The 19,738-nt window shown below is 68.9% G+C and carries 17 protein-coding genes; all 17 read right to left on the bottom strand.

All coding sequences use genetic code 11. The features are described from left to right. Positions 1–25 precede the first annotated feature (25 nt). The 17 genes from pyk to OC372_RS03630 all read right to left on the bottom strand — a co-directional run bounded on the left by pyk (position 26) and on the right by OC372_RS03630 (position 19,733). Positions 26–1,474 carry a pyruvate kinase gene (gene pyk, locus OC372_RS03550; RefSeq protein WP_029263374.1) on the bottom strand — a complete coding sequence of 483 codons (1,449 nt, stop codon included), beginning with the start codon at positions 1,472–1,474 and terminating at the stop codon, positions 26–28. A 58-nt stretch (positions 1,475–1,532) separates the two neighbouring features. After that, complete coding sequence (locus OC372_RS03555) at positions 1,533–2,999, bottom strand: glutamate synthase subunit beta (protein WP_029263373.1); 1,467 nt, start codon at positions 2,997–2,999, stop codon at positions 1,533–1,535. Continuing rightward, positions 2,992–7,515 carry a glutamate synthase large subunit gene (gene gltB / locus OC372_RS03560; protein ID WP_105710343.1) on the bottom strand — a complete coding sequence of 1,508 codons (4,524 nt, stop codon included), beginning with the start codon at positions 7,513–7,515 and terminating at the stop codon, positions 2,992–2,994. The genes OC372_RS03555 and gltB overlap by 8 nt, the downstream gene beginning before the upstream one ends. Before the next feature lie 145 nt (positions 7,516–7,660). Continuing rightward, positions 7,661–8,686 (bottom strand): prolipoprotein diacylglyceryl transferase, encoded by a 1,026-nt coding sequence (gene lgt / locus OC372_RS03565; RefSeq protein ID WP_262000945.1) that lies wholly within the window; start codon positions 8,684–8,686, stop codon positions 7,661–7,663. A 10-nt stretch (positions 8,687–8,696) separates the two neighbouring features. Further along, positions 8,697–9,500, bottom strand: a complete 804-nt coding sequence (gene trpA / locus OC372_RS03570; RefSeq protein WP_029263370.1) for a tryptophan synthase subunit alpha — start codon at positions 9,498–9,500, stop codon at positions 8,697–8,699. Next, on the bottom strand, positions 9,497–10,765 hold the full coding sequence (trpB, locus tag OC372_RS03575) for a tryptophan synthase subunit beta (RefSeq protein WP_029273873.1): 1,269 nt from the start codon (positions 10,763–10,765) through the stop codon (positions 9,497–9,499). The genes trpA and trpB overlap by 4 nt, the downstream gene beginning before the upstream one ends. Then, positions 10,765–11,535 carry an indole-3-glycerol phosphate synthase TrpC gene (gene trpC, locus OC372_RS03580; protein ID WP_262001228.1) on the bottom strand — a complete coding sequence of 257 codons (771 nt, stop codon included), beginning with the start codon at positions 11,533–11,535 and terminating at the stop codon, positions 10,765–10,767. Before trpC ends, trpB begins: the two co-directional genes overlap by 1 nt. A gap of 2 nt (positions 11,536–11,537) precedes the next feature. Continuing rightward, on the bottom strand, positions 11,538–11,768 hold the full coding sequence (locus OC372_RS03585) for an HGxxPAAW family protein (RefSeq protein WP_029263367.1): 231 nt from the start codon (positions 11,766–11,768) through the stop codon (positions 11,538–11,540). A gap of 47 nt (positions 11,769–11,815) precedes the next feature. Continuing rightward, the gene (locus tag OC372_RS03590) at positions 11,816–12,403 is read right to left on the bottom strand and encodes a Trp biosynthesis-associated membrane protein (RefSeq protein ID WP_105709944.1); all 588 of its coding nucleotides are present in this window, start codon (positions 12,401–12,403) and stop codon (positions 11,816–11,818) included. Next, the gene (hisI, locus tag OC372_RS03595) at positions 12,400–12,759 is read right to left on the bottom strand and encodes a phosphoribosyl-AMP cyclohydrolase (RefSeq protein WP_029263365.1); all 360 of its coding nucleotides are present in this window, start codon (positions 12,757–12,759) and stop codon (positions 12,400–12,402) included. The genes OC372_RS03590 and hisI overlap by 4 nt, the downstream gene beginning before the upstream one ends. After that, positions 12,756–13,517 (bottom strand): imidazole glycerol phosphate synthase subunit HisF, encoded by a 762-nt coding sequence (gene hisF / locus OC372_RS03600; RefSeq protein WP_091036408.1) that lies wholly within the window; start codon positions 13,515–13,517, stop codon positions 12,756–12,758. Before hisF ends, hisI begins: the two co-directional genes overlap by 4 nt. Next, a complete protein-coding gene (gene hisG, locus OC372_RS03605) occupies positions 13,517–14,359 on the bottom strand; it encodes an ATP phosphoribosyltransferase (RefSeq protein ID WP_105709945.1) in 843 nt (280 codons plus the stop codon). Before hisG ends, hisF begins: the two co-directional genes overlap by 1 nt. Positions 14,360–14,397: 38 nt before the next feature. After that, positions 14,398–14,661 (bottom strand): phosphoribosyl-ATP diphosphatase, encoded by a 264-nt coding sequence (locus OC372_RS03610; RefSeq protein WP_017202142.1) that lies wholly within the window; start codon positions 14,659–14,661, stop codon positions 14,398–14,400. Beyond that, positions 14,658–15,338, bottom strand: a complete 681-nt coding sequence (rpe, locus tag OC372_RS03615; RefSeq protein WP_105709946.1) for a ribulose-phosphate 3-epimerase — start codon at positions 15,336–15,338, stop codon at positions 14,658–14,660. The genes OC372_RS03610 and rpe overlap by 4 nt, the downstream gene beginning before the upstream one ends. A gap of 4 nt (positions 15,339–15,342) precedes the next feature. Then, entirely contained in the window at positions 15,343–16,839 is a 1,497-nt protein-coding gene (locus tag OC372_RS03620; RefSeq protein WP_262000946.1) for an RsmB/NOP family class I SAM-dependent RNA methyltransferase, read from the bottom strand. Next, positions 16,836–17,756, bottom strand: a complete 921-nt coding sequence (gene fmt, locus OC372_RS03625) for a methionyl-tRNA formyltransferase (protein ID WP_262000947.1) — start codon at positions 17,754–17,756, stop codon at positions 16,836–16,838. The genes OC372_RS03620 and fmt overlap by 4 nt, the downstream gene beginning before the upstream one ends. Before the next feature lie 18 nt (positions 17,757–17,774). Further along, a complete protein-coding gene (locus tag OC372_RS03630) occupies positions 17,775–19,733 on the bottom strand; it encodes a primosomal protein N' (protein ID WP_262000948.1) in 1,959 nt (652 codons plus the stop codon). Positions 19,734–19,738: the final 5 nt, after the last annotated feature.

Consider the following 19,738-nt stretch of genomic DNA (forward strand, 5'->3'; position numbering starts at 1 on the left):
TCTCGCCCCCTCTGGATGCTGAGTGTCAGACGCCGGCCTTGTAGATCGGGGCTGCACCGCGGATCGCATCGCCGACCTTGTGCACGCGGAGGTCGTTCGTCGATCCGATGATTCCGGGAGGGGAACCGGAGATCACGACGACCTTGTCCCCTTCCTCAGCGAGTCCGTTGCCGAGCAGATACTCGTCGACCTGGTGATACATCAGGTCGGTGTGCTGCACCATGTCGACCAGGGTCGAGCGGATGCCCCACGTGAGCGCCATACGACGGCGGATGTCCGGCTCCGGCGTGAACGCGATCATGGGGATGCGCGAGCGCAGACGCGACAGACGACGAGCGGAGTCGCCCGACTGCGTGAACACGCAGAGGAACTTCGCGTCGACGAACTCGGCGACCTCGAGGGCGGCCAGCGTGATCGCACCACCCTGCGTGCGGGGCTTGGTCGTCAGCGGCGCGATACGCTCCAGGCCGTGCTCCTCGGTGGATGCGATGATCCGCGCCATCGTCTCGACGACCACGACCGGGTAGTCCCCGACGCTTGTCTCGCCGGAGAGCATGACCGCGTCCGCACCGTCGAGGACGGCGTTCGCGACGTCCGAGGTCTCGGCGCGCGTGGGGACGGGGCTGCTGATCATCGACTCGAGCATCTGCGTCGCGACGATGACCGGCTTCGCCATGCGGCGGGCGATCTCGACCGCGCGCTTCTGCACGATCGGGACGGCCTCGAGCGGAAGCTCGACGCCCAGGTCGCCTCGGGCGACCATGATCGAGTCGAACGCGTCGACGATCTCTTCGAGTGCGTCGACCGCCTGCGGCTTCTCGACCTTCGCGATGACGGGGACGCGAACGCCCTCCTCCGCCATGATCTCGTGCACACGGGTCACGTCGGAGGCATTGCGCACGAACGACAGCGCGATCAGGTCGGCGCCGATGCGCAGACCCCAGCGCAGGTCGTCCTCGTCCTTCTCGCTCAGTGCGGGGACGTTCACGGCGACGCCGGGCAGGTTGATGCCCTTGTTGTTCGACACCGCTCCGGCGACGATGACCTTCGTCGTCACGGTCACGCCGTCGGTCTCCACGACCTCGACGCGCACCTTGCCGTCGTCGATGAGGAGGAAGTCACCGGGCTTCACATCCTGCGGGAGCCCCTTGAAGGTGGTCCCGGAGATCTCCTTGTTGCCGATGATGTCTTCGGTGGTGATCTTGAAGATGTCGCCCTTGGCGAGCTCGTAGGGGCCGTCCTCGAACTTGCCGAGACGGATCTTCGGTCCCTGCAGGTCGACGAGGATCGCGACCGGACGGCCGGCGTCCTCTGCGGCACGCCGCACGTTGGCGTAGTTGTTCTCGTGCACGGAGTAGTCGCCGTGGCTGAGGTTCAGTCGAGCGACATCCACCCCCGCGTCGATCAGTGCACGCACCGTCTCATAGGTGGAGGTGGCGGGGCCCAGGGTGGCGACGATTTTCGCGCGTCTCAAAGATTTCTCCAGGGTAGAAGTGGGGGAAGGTGAATCAGGCGACGGTGCCGGCCTCAGCCTACGCGGGCTGGAGACCGATCGCGACATCGCTCGGGCGCACCGGCTCGGGAAGAACCGTGGTGCCCATCAGGAACCGATCGACGTTCGCGGCGGCCGCGCGGCCCTCGGCGATGGCCCAGACGATGAGCGACTGCCCACGGCCGGCGTCGCCGGCCACGAACACGCCGGGAACCGTCGACTCGTAGCCGGAGTCGCGACGGAATGCGCCGCGGTCGGTGACCTGCGGAAGCGTCTCGTCGGTGTACCCGTCCTGCTCCGGTCCGGTGAAGCCCATGGCGATCAGGATCAGGTCGGCCGGGATCTCGCGCTCGGTGCCGCTCTTGGGAACACGACGACCGTCGATGTACTCGGTCTCGGCGACGCGCAGCGCACGGACCTCGCCCACCTCGTTGCCGAGGAACTCGACCGTGGACGCGAGGAACACCCGCTCGCCGCCTTCCTCGTGCGCAGAGGACACCTCGAAGAGCGTCGGCATCATCGGCCACGGCTGGTGGTCGGGACGTGCGTCGCCCGGCTGCTTGCCGATCGCGAGGTTGGTGACGCTCAGCGCGCCCTGACGGTGTGCGGTACCGATGCAGTCGGCGCCGGTGTCGCCGCCGCCGATCACGATGACGTGCTTGCCCTCGGCGCTGATCTGGTCGGTGACCTTGTCGCCGGCGACCGCGTGATTGGACTCGACGAGGTACTCCATGGCGAAGTGCACGCCGTCGAGGTCGCGTCCGGGGATCGCGAGATCGCGCGGAACCGTGGAACCCGTCGCGATGACGACTGCGTCGTAGCGGGCGCGCAGGTCGGGCCAGGAGATGTCCTTGCCGATCTCGACACCCGCGCGGAAGCGGGTGCCCTCCTCCTGCATCTGGCGCAGGCGCGACTCGAGCTGCGACTTCTCCATCTTGAAGTCCGGGATGCCGTAGCGCAACAGACCACCGATGCGGTCGTCGCGCTCGAAGACCGCAACCGTGTGGCCTGCACGCGTGAGCTGCTGGGCGGCGGCGAGACCCGCGGGCCCCGATCCGACGACCGCGACCGTCTTGCCGGTCAGACGCTCCGGCGGTTCCGCCTCGACCCAGCCCTTGGCGAAGGCCTCATCGATGATCGAGACCTCGATCTGCTTGATGGTCACGGCGGGCTGGTTGATGCCGAGCACGCACGAGCTTTCGCACGGAGCGGGGCACAGACGACCGGTGAACTCCGGGAAGTTGTTCGTGGCGTGGAGCCGCTCGATCGCCTCGCGACCCTCGCCACGCCACGTCAGGTCGTTCCACTCGGGGATCAGGTTGCCGAGCGGGCAGCCCTGATGGCAGAACGGCACACCGCAGTCCATGCAGCGACCGGCCTGACGACGCAGGACCTGCTTGTCGCCGGGCTCATAGACCTCTTTCCAGTCCATGATGCGCACGGGCACGGGGCGACGGGCGGGAAGTTCCCGCTCGGTCACCTTCAGAAAGCCTTTGGGGTCAGCCACCGGTCACCTCCAGGATGCGGTTCCACACGATGTCGCCGTCGGGGTCGATCCCCTCGGCCAGCGCTTCCTCGCGCATGCTCCGCACGGCGGCGAAGTCACGAGGCAGCACCTTCACGAACTCTGCAGCGGTCTCCTCGAAGCTCTCGAGAAGCGCGGACGCTCGCGGCGAGGCCGTGCGTTCGACGTGCGCGACCAGCAGGCTGCGCAGCACCTCGAGGTCGGCACGGTCGAGCGGTTCGAGCAGGAGCTCCCCGCTGCCGAGCGACTGCGCGTTCACCTTGCTCGTGTCGAGCGCGTGCACGTACGCCACTCCCCCGGACATACCGGCACCGAAGTTGCGTCCGGTCGATCCGAGGATCACCGCGAGCCCGCCGGTCATGTATTCCAGCGCGTGGTCTCCCACGCCCTCGACGACCGCGGTCGCGCCCGAGTTGCGGACGAGGAACCGCTCACCGACGACACCCGAGATGAACATCGTCCCCGAGGTCGCGCCGTAGCCGATCACGTTGCCGGCGATCACGTTCTCATGAGGCGCGATGGCAGCTCCGCGCGGCGGACGGATCGTGATGTCGCCGCCCGAGAGTCCCTTGCCGACGTAGTCGTTCGCGTCGCCCTCCAGGCGAAGCACGATTCCCGGCGGAAGGAAGGCACCCAGCGACTGTCCTGCGGTGCCGTGCAGCGTCACGTCGATCGTGCCCTCGGGCAGACCGGCGGCGCCGTGCCGGGAAGTCACCTGGTGCCCCAGCATGGTGCCGACGGCGCGCTCGGTGTTGGCGATGGGCAACTCGACCACGACAGGCTCGCCGTTGAGCAGTGCGCCCTTGGCGATGTCGATCAACTGCACGTCGAAGTGCTTCTCCAGCTCGTGATCCTGCGTGCGACCGCTGCGGCGCGGTTCGCCCGCCGGGAACACCGGTCCTTCGAGCACGGGGGTGAGGTCGAGTCCCTCGGCCTTCCAGTGCTCGACCGCGGCGTTGACCTCGATGAGGTCGGCGCGGCCGACGATCTCGTCGATCGAGCGGTAGCCGAGCTCCGCGAGGAGCTCACGCACCTCTTCGGCGATGAACTCCATGAAGTTGACGACGAACTCCGGCTTGCCCGTGAACCGCTCGCGCAGCACCGGGTTCTGGGTAGCGACGCCCACCGGGCAGGTGTCGAGGTGGCAGACGCGCATCATGATGCACCCGCTGACCACGAGTGGCGCGGTAGCGAAGCCGAATTCCTCCGCACCCAGCAGCGCGCCGATGATCACATCGCGGCCGGTCTTGAGCTGACCGTCGACCTGCACCACCACGCGGTCGCGCATGCCGTTGAGCATGAGCGTCTGCTGTGTCTCGGCGAGACCGAGCTCCCACGGCGTTCCCGCGTGCTTGAGCGAGTTCAGGGGGCTCGCACCCGTTCCGCCGTCGTGGCCGGAGACCAGGATGACGTCGCTGAGCGCCTTGGCCACGCCGGCCGACACCGCGCCGATACCCGACTGGCTCACGAGCTTCGTGTGGATGCGCGCCTCGGGGTTCGCCCGCTTCAGGTCGAAGATGAGCTGCTTGAGGTCTTCGATCGAGTAGATGTCGTGGTGCGGCGGCGGGGAGATGAGCCCCACACCGGCCGTCGCGTGACGCGTTCGCGCCACCCACGGGTACACCTTGGTCGGAGGCAGCTGGCCGCCCTCGCCGGGCTTGGCGCCCTGAGCGAGCTTGATCTGGATGTCGTCCGACTCGGTCAGGTACAGGCTGGTCACGCCGAAGCGCCCGGAAGCCACCTGCTTGATCGAGCTGCGGCGCTGGGGGTCGAGCAGCCGGTCGGGATCTTCGCCGCCCTCGCCGGTGTTCGACTTGCCGCCGATGCTGTTCATCGCGATCGCGAGCGTCTCGTGTGCCTCACGGGAGATCGAGCCGTAGCTCATGGCTCCCGTGGAGAAGCGCTTGACGATCGCGGACACCGGCTCGACCTCGTCCAGCGGCACGGGCTTGCGGGTTCCGGTGCGCAGCTGGAACAGGCCGCGCAGCGTCTTCAGCTCGGCAGCCTGCTCGTCGACGAGCTTCGTGTACTCGCGGAAGATGTCGTAGCGCCGGGTGCGGGTCGAGTGCTGCAGCTTGAACACCGTCTCCGGGTTGAAGAGGTGCGGCGAGCCGTCGCGCCGCCACTGGTACTCGCCGCCGGTCCACAGCCGCTCGTGCGCACGCGCCGCGGCATCCTCCGGGTAGGCGTAGTCATGACGCGCCTGGTTCTCGGCGAAGATCTCTTCGATGCCGATGCCACCGAGCTTGGACTCGGTGCGGGTGAAGTACGCGTCGATGAACTCCTGGCTGAGGCCGATCGCCTCGAACACCTGGGCACCCGCGTACGACGACACCGTGGAGATGCCCATCTTCGACATGATCTTGAGCACACCCTTGCCCAGCGCGTAGATCAGGTTCTTGACGGCCTTCTCGGGCGTGATCCCGGTGATGTAGCCGGTGCGCACCAGGTGCTCGACCGACTCCATCGCCAGGTACGGGTTGACGGCGGAGGCGCCGTAGCCGATCAGCGTGGCGACGTGGTGCACCTCGCGCACATCGCCGGCTTCGACGATCAGGCCCACCTTCATCCGGTTCTCACGGCGGATGAGGTGGTGGTGGATCGCCGAGACCATGAGCAGCGAGGGGATCGGCGTCAGGTCCTTGTTCGAGTCGCGGTCGGACAGGATGATGAACTCGGTGCCGTTCTCGATCGCTTCATCGACCTCTGCGCACATCTCGGTGAGCCGGTCCTGCAGCGTCTGGGGGCCGGCGTCGAAGTGGTAGAGACCGCGGATAGTCGCACTCGACCGACCGGGCATGGCCTTGTCGATGTGACGGATCTTCGCGAGCTCATCGTTGTCGATGACGGGGAAGTCCAGCGACACCGTGCGCGTGTGCTCCGGACCCCAGGAGAGCAGGTTGCTCTCGGGGCCGAGGCCCAGCTTGAGGCTCGTGACGACCTCTTCGCGGATCGAGTCCAGGGGCGGGTTCGTGACCTGCGCGAACTGCTGCGTGAAGTAGTCGAACAGCAGACGCGGACGCTTGCTGAGCACGGCGATCGGAGTGTCGGATCCCATGGCGCCGAGCGGCTCGACACCGGTCTGCCCCATCGGGGTGAGGAGGATGCGGACCTCTTCCTCTGTGTATCCGAACGTGCGCTGACGACGGGTGATCGATGCCGGCGGGTGCACGATGTGCTCGCGCTCGGGGAGCTCGGCAAGCCGGACGGCGCCGGCATCCAGCCACTCCTGCCACGGGTGCATCGTGGCGAGGTCGTGCTTGATCTCGCTGTCTTCGACGATGCGACGCTGCGAGGTGTCGACCAGGAACATCTTGCCCGGCTGCAGGCGTCCGCGACGCTTGATGCGCTCGGGCTCGAACTGCAGCACGCCGGTCTCGGAGCCGATCACGACCAGGCCGTCGGTCGTCTCGGTCCAGCGTCCGGGGCGCAGACCGTTGCGGTCCAGCGTGGCGCCGACGAGCGTGCCGTCGGTGAAGATGAGGGCGGCCGGACCGTCCCACGGCTCCATCTGGTTGGAGTGGTACTCATAGAACGAGCGCAGCTCCGGCGTGATGTCGGCCTGCTTCTCGTACGCCTCGGGAACCATCATCATGATGGCGTGCGGCAGACTGCGCCCGGTCAGGGTCAGCAGCTCGAGCACCTCGTCGAACGACGCGGAGTCGCTGGCGCCGTCGGTGCAGATCGGGAGCAACGGCTGGATGTCGCCGAGCAGCTCGGACTCGAGCTGCGACTGGCGGGCGCGCATCCAGTTGCGGTTGCCGCCGACCGTGTTGATCTCGCCGTTGTGGGCGAGCATGCGCAGCGGCTGCGCCAGAGGCCACGACGGGAAGGTGTTCGTGGAGTAGCGGGAGTGCACGACGGCCAGCTCCGAGGCGAAGCGTTCGTCCTGCAGATCGGGATAGAACGGCTCGAGCTGCAGCGTGGTGACCATGCCCTTGTAACCGAGGGTGCGGGCCGAGAGCGACACGAAGTAGGCGCCGAGCTCATGGCCGGCGCGCTTGCGGAGCCGGTAGGCGACGCGGTCGAGGGCGATGCCCGTGAGCGGTGCATCGGTGTGGGTCGCTCCGCCGGCGCTGACGAACAGCTGCTCGAAGGCGGGACGCGCCTCATCGGCGAGCTTGCCGAGATTCTCGTTGGCGGTGGGGACCTCGCGCCAGCCGAGGACGCGAAGTCCTTCGGAGCGGGCGATCTTCTCGATCCCGGCTTTCTGCTGGCGGCGCTCGCTCGAGTCGCGAGGCAGGAAGGCCAATCCAGCGGCGTACTCCCCCACGGGCGGCAGTTCGAAGCCGACGACTGCGCGGAGGAACGCATCGGGCATCTGCGTCAGGATGCCGGCGCCGTCCCCGGTGCCCGCGTCGGAACCGATGGCTCCGCGGTGCTCCAGGTTGCGCAGGGCCTCGAGGGCCAACGCGATGATGTCGTGCCCGGCTTCGCCGCGCAGGGTCGCGACCATGGCGAGGCCGCAGGCATCCTTTTCGAACGCCGGGTTGTACATGCCCTGCTTCGGGGGGTAGGCGCCGGACGCGCCGTAGGGTGGCTGGAAGTACACCAGTTACCGTCCTCAGATCTTCAGTGAAACCCGGGGACGACGTCGGCCCGCTCGTTCAGTGCAATGGTTCTCCCGCCACGAGGTGGCGTTGTTATCGGGAGCCGTTCTCGCTCGTGGGAGCAGTGCTTGTGGCAGTGGCTCCTGCGGTGACTTCCTCGGTCGGAGGCTCGCTCACGTCCACGAAGTCAGAGGGATTGTTCTGCGATTGTACATCAGCGTCGGCGTCGACCTTCTCGCGGCCCGGCTGGTACGGCGACGGCTCGAGACCGGGGTGACGACGCGTCTGCACGACGAGGATCACGAGTCCGACGACGACTCCGATGATCGCTGCCCAGACGTTGCTGCGCAGCCCCAGGATGATCTCGCTCGGATCGATGCGGATCGACTCCCAGACGATGCGGCCCGCGCTGTACCAGATGAGGTAGATCGCGAACAGGCGACCCCACTGGAAGAAGAGCTTGCGGCCGAGCCACAGGAGGACCAGCACACCCAGACCGTTCCAGATGATCTCGTAGAGGAAGGTCGGGTGGAAGAGGGTGCCTTCCGGCAGACCGGCCGGGAACGCGGAGTTCGTGGACTCGATCTCCAGTCCCCACGGCAGGTCTGTGGGAAGGCCGAACAGTTCGTGGTTGAACCAGTTGCCGAAACGGCCCATGGCCTGAGCCAGCAGCAGACCGGGCGCCAGCGCGTCGGCGAACGTCCAGAAGCGGATGCCCGTCCAGCGGCAGCCGAGGTATGCGCCGATCGCGCCGCCGATGAGGGCGCCGAAGATCGCGATACCGCCCTCCCAGATGGCCCACACCGAACCGGGTTCGAACGGGTTCCAGGTGTTCCTGCCCTCGCCGAAGTAGAAGTTCGGGTGCGTGAGCACGTGGAAGATTCGGGCGCCGATGATCGCCAGCGGCACGGCGAGGATCGAGATGTCGATCACGACCCACGGCTCCGCTCCGCGCTTGGTCAGGCGGTAGTTGGTCAGCAGCGTCGCCGCGATGATGCCCGCGATTATGCACAGCGCGTAGAAGTGGATCCGTACGGGTCCGAGGTCGATGTACGACACCGGAGGGCTCGGGATGCTGGCGAGCACGCTGGTGACGGTGCTGGGGAACGCGAGTGACATGAGTGCGATTCTAGTTCTCGGTTTCGGGGCGCGCCGACGAGGTGCCGGCTGCCAGGTTTCGGGTGACTTCGGCGAGGGCGGGGACGCCGCCGTCACGGAGAGCGCGGACCAGTGCGGTCCCGACGATGGCGCCGTCGGCGTACTCCGAGACACCGGCGATCTGTTCGGCGGTGGAGATGCCGATGCCTACGCAGGCGCGGTGCGCTCCGTGTGCGCGGAGGCGTCCGACCAGGGTACGGGCGGCGCGGTCGAGTTCGGCGCGCTCTCCCGTGATTCCCATCGTCGAGACGGTGTAGACGAAACCGGTGGACGACTTCACCACCAGGTCGAGCCGCTCGTCGGAGGAGGTGGGGGCTGCGAGGAACACCCGATCGAGACCGGTCCGCTCACTGGCGGCGATCCACTCCCCTGCCGCGTCGGGGGTGATGTCGGGTGTGATGAGCCCCGCGCCGCCCGCGGCGAGCAGGTCGTCGGCATAGCGGTCGACGCCGTACTGCATGACCGGGTTCCAGTACGTCATCACGAGGACGGGTACGTCGGTGGCCGCGGTGATCGCACGGATCGCCGTGAAGAGGTCCGCCATCCGGAACCCCGCGGCGAGAGCCGTGGTGGTCGCTTCCTGGATGATCGCGCCGTCCATCACCGGGTCGCTGTACGGCGGGCCCAGCTCGATGATGTCGACGCCGTTCTCGGCGAGGGCGATGGCGGCCTGGATGCTGGTCTCGAGGTCGGGGAAACCGACCGGGAGGTATCCGACGAAGGCGCTGCGACCGGCGTCCTGTGCGCGCTGGATCGCCTGTTCGACGCGACTCATAGCTGAGGCTCCCCCTTCGAGGCCGTCTCTTCGGCCTCGCTCTCGTCGTCGACGTCGTGCGCGAGAGCGGCTTCGTCGTACAGCTCGAAGTAGCGCGCCGCGGTGTCCATGTCTTTGTCGCCGCGGCCGGAGAGACAGATCGCGATGAGGCCGTCCGGGCCGAGGTCACGCCCGATCCGCAGAGCGCCGGCGAGGGCATGCGCCGATTCGATGGCCGGGATGATGCCCTCCGTGCGGCTGAGCAGCCGCAGCGCCTGCATGGCCTCGTCATCGGTGGCCGGGATGTACTCGGCGCGGCCGATGTCGGCGAGCCACGAGTGCTCCGGACCGACTCCCGGATAGTCGAGCCCCGCGGAGATGGAGTGCGACTCGATGGTCTGGCCGTCTTCGTTCTGCAGCACGTAGGTCTTGGCACCGTGCAGCACGCCGGGTCGTCCGCGCTCGATCGAGGCCGCGTGCTTCTCGGTGTCGACGCCGTCACCGGCTGCCTCCACGCCGTAGAGCTTGACGCCCTCATCGTCGAGGAACGCGTCGAACATGCCGATGGCGTTGGAACCGCCACCCACGCACGCGACGACCGCATCCGGAAGCCGACCGACCTCGTCGAGCAGTTGCGCGCGGGCCTCTTCGCCGATGATCTTCTGGAAGTCGCGGACCATCGCCGGGAACGGATGCGGCCCGGCCGCGGTGCCGAAGATGTAGTTGGTCGTCTCGACCGACGCCACCCAGTCGCGGTAGGCATCGTTGATCGCATCCTTGAGCGTGCGCGAACCGGAGGTGACCGGGATGACCTCCGCGCCGAGCAGGCGCATGCGGGCGACGTTGAGTGCCTGACGCTCGGTGTCGACCTCGCCCATGTAGATCGTGCAGTCCAGACCGAACAGCGCCGCGGCCGTCGCCGTGGCGACACCATGCTGTCCGGCGCCGGTCTCGGCGATCACTCGCGTCTTGCCGAGCCGCTTCGTGAGCAGCGCCTGACCGAGCACGTTGTTGATCTTGTGCGACCCCGTGTGGTTCAGGTCTTCACGTTTGAGGAAGACGCGCGCACCCCCGGCATGCTCTGCGAACCGGGGCACCTCGGTGATCGCCGAGGGTCGGCCCGCATACGAGCTCAGGAGGTGTGCGAGCTCGTCCCGGAAGGCCGGGTCGACGATCGCCTCCTCGTACGCGACGGTCAGCTCATCGATCGCGGCGATGAGCGACTCGGGCATGAAGCGCCCGCCGAACTCGCCGAAGAAGGGGCCGTGCTGGTCGCGCAGGCTCATCATGCCTCCAGGAAACTCTTGAGGGTGGCGACGGGATCGCCGGTCACGAGCGCCTCGCCGATCAGGACGACGTCAGCGCCGGCGGAGCGGTAATGCACGACGTCGGAGGGCGTGAGAACCGCGGATTCGGCGATCTTCACCGCGGTCGTCGGGATGCGGTCGACCAGGCGTCCGAACAGGTCGCGGTCGAGCTCGAGGGTCTTCAGATCGCGGGCGTTCACACCGATCAGCGGTGCGCCCAGGTCGATCGCGGCCTCGAGCTCATCGGCCGAGTGCGTCTCGACGAGGGGGGTCATACCCAGCTCGCCGATGAAGCCGAACAGATCGCGAAGGACATCGGGTTCGAGACCGGCGACGATCAGCAGCACCAGATCAGCGCCCGCTGCCCGTGCCTCGAGCACCTGGTAGCGGGTGGCGATGAAGTCCTTGCGCAGCACCGGGAGCGACACTCGGGCGGTGACGGCCTCGAGGTCGGCGAGACTGCCGCCGAAGCGACGCTCCTCCGTGAGCACGCTGATCGCCGAGGCTCCACCCGTCTCGTACAGGGAGGCCTGCAGAGCAGGGTCGGGGATCTCGGCGAGTGCGCCACGCGACGGGCTCGCCCGCTTGACCTCGGCGATGATCTTGACGCGATCGTCCGGGGCGAGGAACGAGAGCGCGTCCTTCGCGGCCGGGCGCGCGAGCGCCGCGCGTTCGACCGCATCCAGCGGGCGCGACAGAGCACGACGCTCAGCGTCTGCGACTGCGCCGGCCGTCAGGTCGGCGAGCACCATTAGTGCGCCTTCGGAGCGTACTTCGGACCCTTCACGCCGTAACCGGCCCTGGCCAGCACCCAACCCGCGATCGCACCGATCGGGACGAGCACCAGAGAGATCATGACGAGCACCGGCTGCTCGAAGCAGAATGCGACAGTCGCGGCGGCGACGCCGACCAGCATGATGACCACGGCGGTCCAGGCTGCAGGCGAGTGTCCGTGGCCGGGATCGGCGATCGGGTTGGTCATGTTCTCCTCCGGGGGACGACGTGCAGTTCGGAATCAGTCTATCGGGGTCAACGCGTCGGATCGGTTCCCCGGGACAGCTCGTCCCAGGAATCGACCGCGTCCACCGGGCCGTCGTGCGCGGCCTCGACGTGGTCGGTGCGGTACCGCCGCCCACCCGCCTTCCAGCCACGCCAAGTCGTGAGGACCACCACCGATGCGACGAGCAGGATCACCCATCCGACGAGGGCGATGTACGGCCACGCCGACGGCACGATGCTCGTGACGACCTCGTGGACAGCGCCACCACCGGCGAGACCCGTGACCTCGGTCACTGTCGCGGCGACGGCGTCGAACGGTTCGGTGAGGAGGAGCTGGATCGTCGACCAGCCGAGGAACAGCGCCGTCGCGGCCGCGAGCACGCCGAAGACGAGGCGCACGACCTTGCCGGAGATGGCGAGTGCCGCCCCGAGGGCGAGCACCGCGAGGCTGAGCGGAGCGAGCAGTACCAGGGCCGAGGCTCCCGGAACCAGGATCGCTTCGCCGGCATCCGCACGCTCCACCGTCAACCACGTCTGGGTCGACGAGATGATGCCGATCGCCCCGGCGAGCAGGAAGCCGGAGACAGAGAGCGAGCGACCGCGCTGCGCGATGCTCATGACTGATCCGCTCCCGTCGTCGCCTCGAGGTCGGTGGTGTCGAAACAGGTGCGCGTGCCGGTGTGACAGGCGGGGCCGGTCTGCGCGACCAGGAGCAGGATGGCGTCGCCGTCGCAGTCGAGGCGCGCCTCGTGAACCACCTGGATGTGGCCCGACGTGTCGCCCTTGCGCCAATACTCCTGGCGGGATCGGGACCAGTAGGTCGCCCGCCCTGAGGTCAGCGTGCGCCGCAGCGCCTCGGCATCGACCCACGCGAGCATCAGCACCTCATGCGTGTCGAACTGCTGCACGATCACCGGCGCGAGCCCGTCTGCGTTGAAGGCGACCTGGGCGATGCGCTCTTCCACGGAGGTCATCGGACCACCACCCCTTCTGCGCGCAGGGCGTCCTTGACGTCGCCGACGGTGAGCGCCCCCGTGTGGAAGACGCTCGCCGCGAGCACGGCATCGGCTCCGGCCTTGATGGCCGGCGCGAAATCGGAGACCTGACCGGCACCGCCCGAAGCGATGACGGGCACGGAGGCCGCTTCCCGCATGAGCCGTACGAGCTCGAGGTCGAACCCGTCGCGCGTGCCGTCGGCATCGATCGAGTTGACCAGCAGCTCACCGGCGCCGCGCTCGACGGCCTCTCGCGCCCAGGCGACCGCGTCGAGGGTGGTCTGCGTGCGACCGCCGTGCGTCGTGACGACGAAGCCGGAGGGCGTGGTCGGCGCACGCTTCACGTCGAGCGACAGGACGAGCACCTGTGCACCGAAGCGGTCGGCGATCTCGCCGATCAGCTCGGGGCGTGCGATGGCGGCCGAGTTGACCCCCACCTTGTCGGCGCCGACCGAGAGCAGCCGGGCGACGTCTTCGGCGCTGCGCACTCCCCCGCCGACCGTGAGCGGCACGAAGACCTGCTCGGCGGTTCGCTGCACGACGTCGTAGGTCGTGGCTCGCGCATCGACCGTCGCGGTCACGTCGAGGAACGTGATCTCGTCGGCCCCCTGCGCCGCGTAGTGCCTGGCGAGTTCGACCGGGTCACCCATGTCGCGCAGGTTCTCGAAGTTCACGCCCTTGACGACACGGCCTTCGGCCACATCCAGACACGGGATGACACGACTGGCGAGAGTCATCAGAGCCTCGCGTTGTGGATGGCGGTGACCAGGATGGCGCGGGCGCCGAGCGCATAGAGCGCATCCATGACCGGGTTGACCCGCGTGCGCGCGACCATGACGCGTACGGCCACCCACTCCGGGTCCCGCAGCGGTGAGACGGTCGGCGACTCCACGCCACCGGCGATCTTCACGGCCTCATCGAGGAGAGCGACCGGCAGGTCGTAGTCGATCATCACGAAGCGGCGAGCGACCATGACGCCGCGAAGGCGGCGCAGGAGCGTCTCGGCACCCTCGGCATCGGTGGGGCCGGCGATGAGCACGGCCTCCGACTGCAGGATGACCGGACCGAAGACCTCGAGCCCGGCCTGGCGGAGTGTGGTCCCCGTCTCGACGACATCGGCGACCGCGTCGGCCACACCGAGTCGGACGGCCGATTCGACCGCTCCGTCGAGCGGAACGAGGTCTACCGCGATGTCGCGCTCGTCGAGGAACGCGTCGACCAGCCCCGGGTAGGAGGTGGCGATGCGCAGTCCGTCGAGCTCGGCCACGTCGGTGTAGCGACCGGTGGGTGCCGCGAAGCGGAACGTGGATCCCGCGAAGCCGAGTGCCTCGATCTCGCGTGCACCGGGCATGCGGGCGTCGAGCAGCAGGTCACGACCCGTGATGCCCACATCGATCGCACCGGAACCGACGTAGGTCGCGATGTCCTTGGGGCGGAGGAAGAAGAACTCGACGTCGTTGTCGGCGTCGATGACATGCAGGGTCTTGGGGTCCCGGCGTCCGGCGTAGCCCGCCTCGGCGAGCATGTCGGCGGCGGTCTCGGAGAGCGAGCCCTTGTTGGGAACGGCGATGCGCAGCATGGAGTGCTTTCAGTTCGAGAGGAGAGGAACGGAGCGCATCACAGATGTCGGTAGACGTCTTGCAGGCTGAGCCCCTTCGCGAGCATCATCACCTGAACGTGATAGAGGAGTTGCGAGATCTCCTCGGCGGCGGCCTCATCGGACTCGTACTCCGACGCCATCCACACCTCGGCGGCCTCTTCGACGATCTTCTTGCCGATCGTGTGCACGCCGCCGTCGAGCTCGGCGACCGTGCCCGATCCTTCGGGACGGGTCTCGGCCTTGACGCTGAGCTCGGCGAACAGCTCGTCGAAAGTCTTCACGATTCCAGGCTACCGGCTCGGGCGAGGTCTCTCAGCCGGGTGACGGCCGCTTCGATGTCGTCGGCGCCGTACACGGCCGAACCTGCGACGAAGGTGTCTGCTCCGGCGGCGGCGGCGTACTCGATCGTGCTGTCCGAGATACCGCCGTCGACCTGGAGCCAGACCGAGGAGCCGCGCCGACGCGCCTCCTCCGCCAGGGAGCGGAGCTTCGGCATCGTCTCGGGCATGAAGCTCTGTCCGCCGAATCCCGGCTCGACCGTCATCACGAGGATCTGATCGAACTCGTCGAGCACGTCGAACAGCGAATCGACCGGGGTTCCCGGCTTCACCGCGACGCCGGCGCGGGAACCGATGTCGCGCAGGCGCCGGGCGAGGGCCACAGGATCGGCGGCGGCCTCGAGGTGGAACGTGACGCTCGCCGCGCCGATCTCGGCATACTCGGGTGCCCAGCGCTCCGGGTCGGTGATCATCAGGTGCACGTCGAGCGGGATCGGGCTGGTCGCCTGGATGCGCTCGACCATCTGCGGCCCGAACGTCAGGTTGGGCACGAAGTGGTTGTCCATCACATCGACATGCGCGAAGTCCGCTGTCGCGATGCGGGCGAGATCCGCCTGCATGTTCACGAAATCGGCGGCGAGGATGCTCGGGTTGATGCGGGGTGCGCGAGGCAGATCCACGGTCCTAGTCTTCCTTCCCTGTGGCGGTGACGGTTGCGGAGCGCTGCAGGAGCGCGAGGAACATCGCGTCGGTGCCGTGTCGATGCGGCCAGAGCTGTGCGCTGCCGGAACCGGAGCGCCCCTCGGTCGCGAGGTCGATCGGCGACCGCGAGACGTCGGCGATCGCTGCGCGCGCATCGAGCTCGACGATGTCGGTGCGCCCGCGCAGCACCTCCTGCACGACGCCCGTGGTCTCGGCGAGGTGGGGCGAGCATGTGACGTATGCGACGATCCCGCCCGGGGCGAGCGCGTCGAGCGCGGCGGAGAGCAGCTCCACCTGGAGCGGTACGAGCTCGGCCACGTCGGCTGGCGACTTGCGCCACCGAGCCTCGGGCCGGCGGCGCAGCGCACCCAAGCCCGTGCAGGGCGCGTCCACGAGGATCCGGTCGAACTCGCCGGCACGCGAGGCCGCGATCTCGCGGCCGTCCTGCTCGTGCACCACGATCTCGCCGGGGACAGCGCGGAGCGCCTTGCGCACCAGGCGCGCGCGGACGGGGACGACCTCGTTGGCCTCGAGGACGACATCCTTCTCGAGCGCGATCGCCGCCAGGAGCGCGGTCTTCCCACCCGGGCCGGCACAGAGATCGAGCCACCGCTCCCCCGCGGCGATCGGTGAGACTCCGGCCAGGGCGAGCGCGACGAGCTGGGAACCCTCGTCCTGCACGCGCACCGTGCCGCCGGAGGCCTCGACCGACAGACGCGGATCGCCACCGGGAGAGGCGAAGGCCGTCGGGGCGTAAGGCAGACGAGGTTCGCCGGGCTCCGCGAGACCGGGCAGGGCGACGAGCGTCACATCGGGCGAGGCGTTGTCGGCCTCGAGGAGGGCGTCGAGCTCGGCGTCGCGACCTTCCGCCGCAAGGGCGCGACGGAGCGCCCGGATCACCCAGACCGGATGTGCGGAACGCAGCGCCAGGCGCTCGTCGTCGGAGCGCGCCTGCTCTTCGATGCGCTCCTGCCAGGCCTCCGCCGAATCCCGGGTGATGCGCCGCAGAACCGCGTTCGCGAAACTCGACGCTCCGCGACCTGATTCGATGGCGACCAGGTTCACCGACTCGTTCACCGCGGCGTGCGAGGCGACACGTGTCGCGAGCAGCTGGTGCACCGCGAGCCGGAGCGCATCGAGAACCGCCGGGTCGATGCCGTCTGTCGCACGATCTGCCGCCGAGGCGATGATCGCGTCATAGGTCCCGAGCCGTCGCAGGGTCCCATAGGTCAGCTCGGTCGCGAGCGCCGCGTCCTGAGCGGTGAGCTTCGCGTCGGCGATGGCCGAGGGAAGCACGAGGTTCGCGTACGCGTCGGTCTCGGAGACGGCACGCAGAACGTCGTAGGCCACCCGTCTCGCGGGCTGCACGGTGCGAGCGGGACCGCGCTGACCGCCGCGATGCCCCTCCGCCGAGCTCTGGGAGCCGCGGGGTCGACCGTTCGACGGCGTGCTTCGACGGTTGCGTCGCTCGTCGCTCATGATCCGGCCACCAGCTCATCTCCCCCGCGCAGGCCGCGCCACCAGTCGACCGCGTTCATCGCTCCCTTGCCCGCAGGCTGCACCCTCGTGACGGCGAGTGCCCCGGTGCCCGTACCGATGTGCAGAGCGGTCTTGGTACCCCGGAGTCGTCCGGGGGGCAGCGATTCGGCATCCGTTGCCGGAGCCGCCTCGAGTACCTTGAGGGGCTGACCGGCGACGGTCGTGTGCGCTCCCGGCTCGGGAGTCACGCCGCGGAAGCGGGCGAACACGGCGTCGAGCGGCCGGTCCCAATCGAGCAGTCCGTCGGCGAGCGTGAGCTTGGCGGCGAAGGTCGGCTCGCCCTGCTGCGGAACCGCCCGCGCCGTGCCGTCCGCGACCGCGGAGACCACATCGGCCGTGAGGTCTGCTCCGTCCAGCGCGAGCGCCTCGAGCGCCTCTCCTGCGGTCGCCGTCTCGGGAACGTCGATCTCCCGCATGGCGAATACGTCACCAGCATCCAGCTCGGCGACGAGCTGGAACACGCTCGCACCGAGCACCCGATCCCCCGCGATGAGCGCGCGCTGCACGGGGGCGGCTCCCCGCCATGCGGGCAGCAGAGAGAAGTGCAGGTTGATCCACCCGGCGGTCGGGGCGGAGAGCAGCGGCTCGCGCACCAGCCCGCCGTACGCGACGATCACTCCGAGCTCGACCTGCAGCGCCGAGATCTCGGCTGTCGCGGCCTCGTCGAGCCGCGCCGTCTTGATCACGGGAAGACCCAGCTCGACGGCGGCCTGGGCGACCGGAGACGGCGTCAGCACCCGCCTTCTCCCGAGCGGGGCATCGGGTCGCGTGACGACCGCGGCGATGTCGTGCGAGGTCGCGAGACGTCGCAGGGTGGGCACGGCGGCAGCGGGTGTGCCGGCGAAGACGAGGCGCATGAAGGTTCTCCGGAAGGGTCAGAGCTCTGGTTCGAGGATATCGAGGCGGACGGAGAGCGTGCTCTTGGTCGCACGCCCCTTTCTGCGGCGGCCACTCACTGCTTCGGCGACGACAGCGGCGCGCAGGGCGGTCGCCACGCGAGGGCCCGAGCCGTAGTCGAACCTCACGAGGGCTCGCACCCGAGGGGGAACGTCGTCGGACTCGACGGGGACAGGGCCGAGTACGGCATCCCCGGGTAGGGCGAGCTCGGTGAGGGCGGCGAGAGCGTTCGCGACCGCCGGAACCGAGCCCTGGACCAGAGCCACTCTGGTCGTCGGGGGCATGTGCAGCGGCGCCCTGCTCTCCAGCTCAGACCGCGCGTGGCCTGCCTGGTTCCAGGTCGCGAGTGCCTTCGCCGCCGCACCGTTGACACCGACGAGATGGATCGGAGCGCCGGGCGCGGCCAGGGCGGTCGCGTTGGACCACCATCGCAGACAGGATTCCGCGACTCGCAGGTCGGGCGCCTGGAGCATGCGAGGGCCGTCGAGGAGGACGACGGCACGGTATCCGCCCTCCGCGATCGGCTCCGCGCCGCGGGTCGCGACCACGAGCGCGGGTTTGGCCGGCACGCGCTCGACCGGGTGCGCACTGTCGGCGACGATCACGCGTACACCCGGGAACGCCCGCCCGAGCTCGTCGGCGGTGCGCTCGCTCCCTGAGGAGGCGAGTCGCAGCTTGGTCGAGGAGCAGGCAGGGCACGCCCAGGCGCTGGCTGCCCGGCCACACCAGCCGCACACGGGCACTGCACCCCGATGCTTCGCGCCGAGCGGGCCGCCGCAGTGGGCGCATCGCGCCGGCGCACGGCACTCGGCACAGACGAGCGAGGGCGAGAAGCCGGGTCGCGAGACCTGAACGAGCACCGGCCCCTCGGCCGCTGCGGTGCGCGCGGCGAGGAAGGCGGAGGACGGCATCCGCTGGGCCGTCGGCTGCTCCATCTCCTGCGGTGTGCTGAGCACGACGCGAGGAAGCACGCGGCGTGCCGCCCTCACATCCTGCAGCCAGCCGAGAACCACGAGGCGCTCCACATCCGTGGTGCGGGTGTGTCCCGCGAAGAGCAGCGCCGACCCCTCGAGCTCCTGTCGAAGGAGAGCCGCGTCGCGAGCGTTGACATACGGAGCGAGCGGCTCCCCCAGGAGCGGATCGCCGTCGTCCCAGATCGCGACCATCCCCGCCACGACCGGGGAGTACACGGCCGAGCGGTTGCCCACCACGATGCACGGCGCATCCTCGAGCGTGCGCAGGAATCCGCGGTAGCGGTCGGGATTCGTCTGCCGGGAGTCGTGGCGCACGACCGCTCCGGTGGGGACGAGAGCGTCGAGCGCAGCGAGGAGCCTGTCGAGATCACGGCTGTCGGGGACGACGATGATCGACGACTTGCCCGCCGCGAGCATCCGGGCCGCGGAAGATGCCAGCAGCCGGGCCCACCCCTGCAGGCCATCGACGAGCTGAGGAATCGCCTCCACAGCGGCGCGTCCGCCCGAGTCGAGCACGGCCCCGAGGCCCTCGTACAGTCCGACGGTGCCCTCGGCCACCGCGAGCGCATCCGGGTCGGGCGTCTCCGCCGGCGCATCGGCGGTCCACGCCTTCTCGACACGCACCTGACGCTTGGGGATCACCAGGCGCAGCACATCCGAGGCCGAGCCGGCTGCCCGGTCGGCCACCCGGCGCGCGAGCGTGTGCAGACGATCCGGCAGGACCGGGACCTCCGACACGACGCTCTCCACCTCGGAGAGCGGGCGGTCCGCGTCGTCCTCGGTGCCGATCTCGACGACGTAGCCGTCGATCACGCGCCCAGCGGTGCGCAGCGGCACGCGGACCCGAACCCCGAGCGGGACGTCGCCCAGTTCCGCAGGGAGCGCGTAGTCGAAGAGCCGATCGAGTTGAGGCAGCGGGGAATCGAGGAGCACGCGCGCGATGCGCCGGCTCACCGGAGACATCAGGA

Origin of the sequence: Microbacterium sp. Mcb102 (assembly GCF_024519805.1) — a bacterium.
Classification (GTDB): domain Bacteria; phylum Actinomycetota; class Actinomycetes; order Actinomycetales; family Microbacteriaceae; genus Microbacterium.

Excerpts from the sequence above, each read along its gene's own strand:
- gltB (WP_105710343.1), bottom strand. The coding sequence starts at position 7,515 with ATGTACAACCCGGCGTTCGAAAAGGATGCCTGCGGCCTCGCCATGGTC.
- lgt (WP_262000945.1), bottom strand. The coding sequence starts at position 8,686 with ATGTCACTCGCGTTCCCCAGCACCGTCACCAGCGTGCTCGCCAGCATC.
- trpA (WP_029263370.1), bottom strand. The coding sequence starts at position 9,500 with ATGAGTCGCGTCGAACAGGCGATCCAGCGCGCACAGGACGCCGGTCGC.
- trpB (WP_029273873.1), bottom strand. The coding sequence starts at position 10,765 with ATGAGCCTGCGCGACCAGCACGGCCCCTTCTTCGGCGAGTTCGGCGGG.
- OC372_RS03585 (WP_029263367.1), bottom strand. The coding sequence starts at position 11,768 with ATGACCAACCCGATCGCCGATCCCGGCCACGGACACTCGCCTGCAGCC.
- OC372_RS03590 (WP_105709944.1), bottom strand. The coding sequence starts at position 12,403 with ATGAGCATCGCGCAGCGCGGTCGCTCGCTCTCTGTCTCCGGCTTCCTG.
- hisI (WP_029263365.1), bottom strand. The coding sequence starts at position 12,759 with ATGACCTCCGTGGAAGAGCGCATCGCCCAGGTCGCCTTCAACGCAGAC.
- hisF (WP_091036408.1), bottom strand. The coding sequence starts at position 13,517 with ATGACTCTCGCCAGTCGTGTCATCCCGTGTCTGGATGTGGCCGAAGGC.
- hisG (WP_105709945.1), bottom strand. The coding sequence starts at position 14,359 with ATGCTGCGCATCGCCGTTCCCAACAAGGGCTCGCTCTCCGAGACCGCC.
- OC372_RS03620 (WP_262000946.1), bottom strand. The coding sequence starts at position 16,839 with ATGAGCGACGAGCGACGCAACCGTCGAAGCACGCCGTCGAACGGTCGA.
- fmt (WP_262000947.1), bottom strand. The coding sequence starts at position 17,756 with ATGCGCCTCGTCTTCGCCGGCACACCCGCTGCCGCCGTGCCCACCCTG.
- OC372_RS03630 (WP_262000948.1), bottom strand. The coding sequence starts at position 19,733 with ATGTCTCCGGTGAGCCGGCGCATCGCGCGCGTGCTCCTCGATTCCCCG.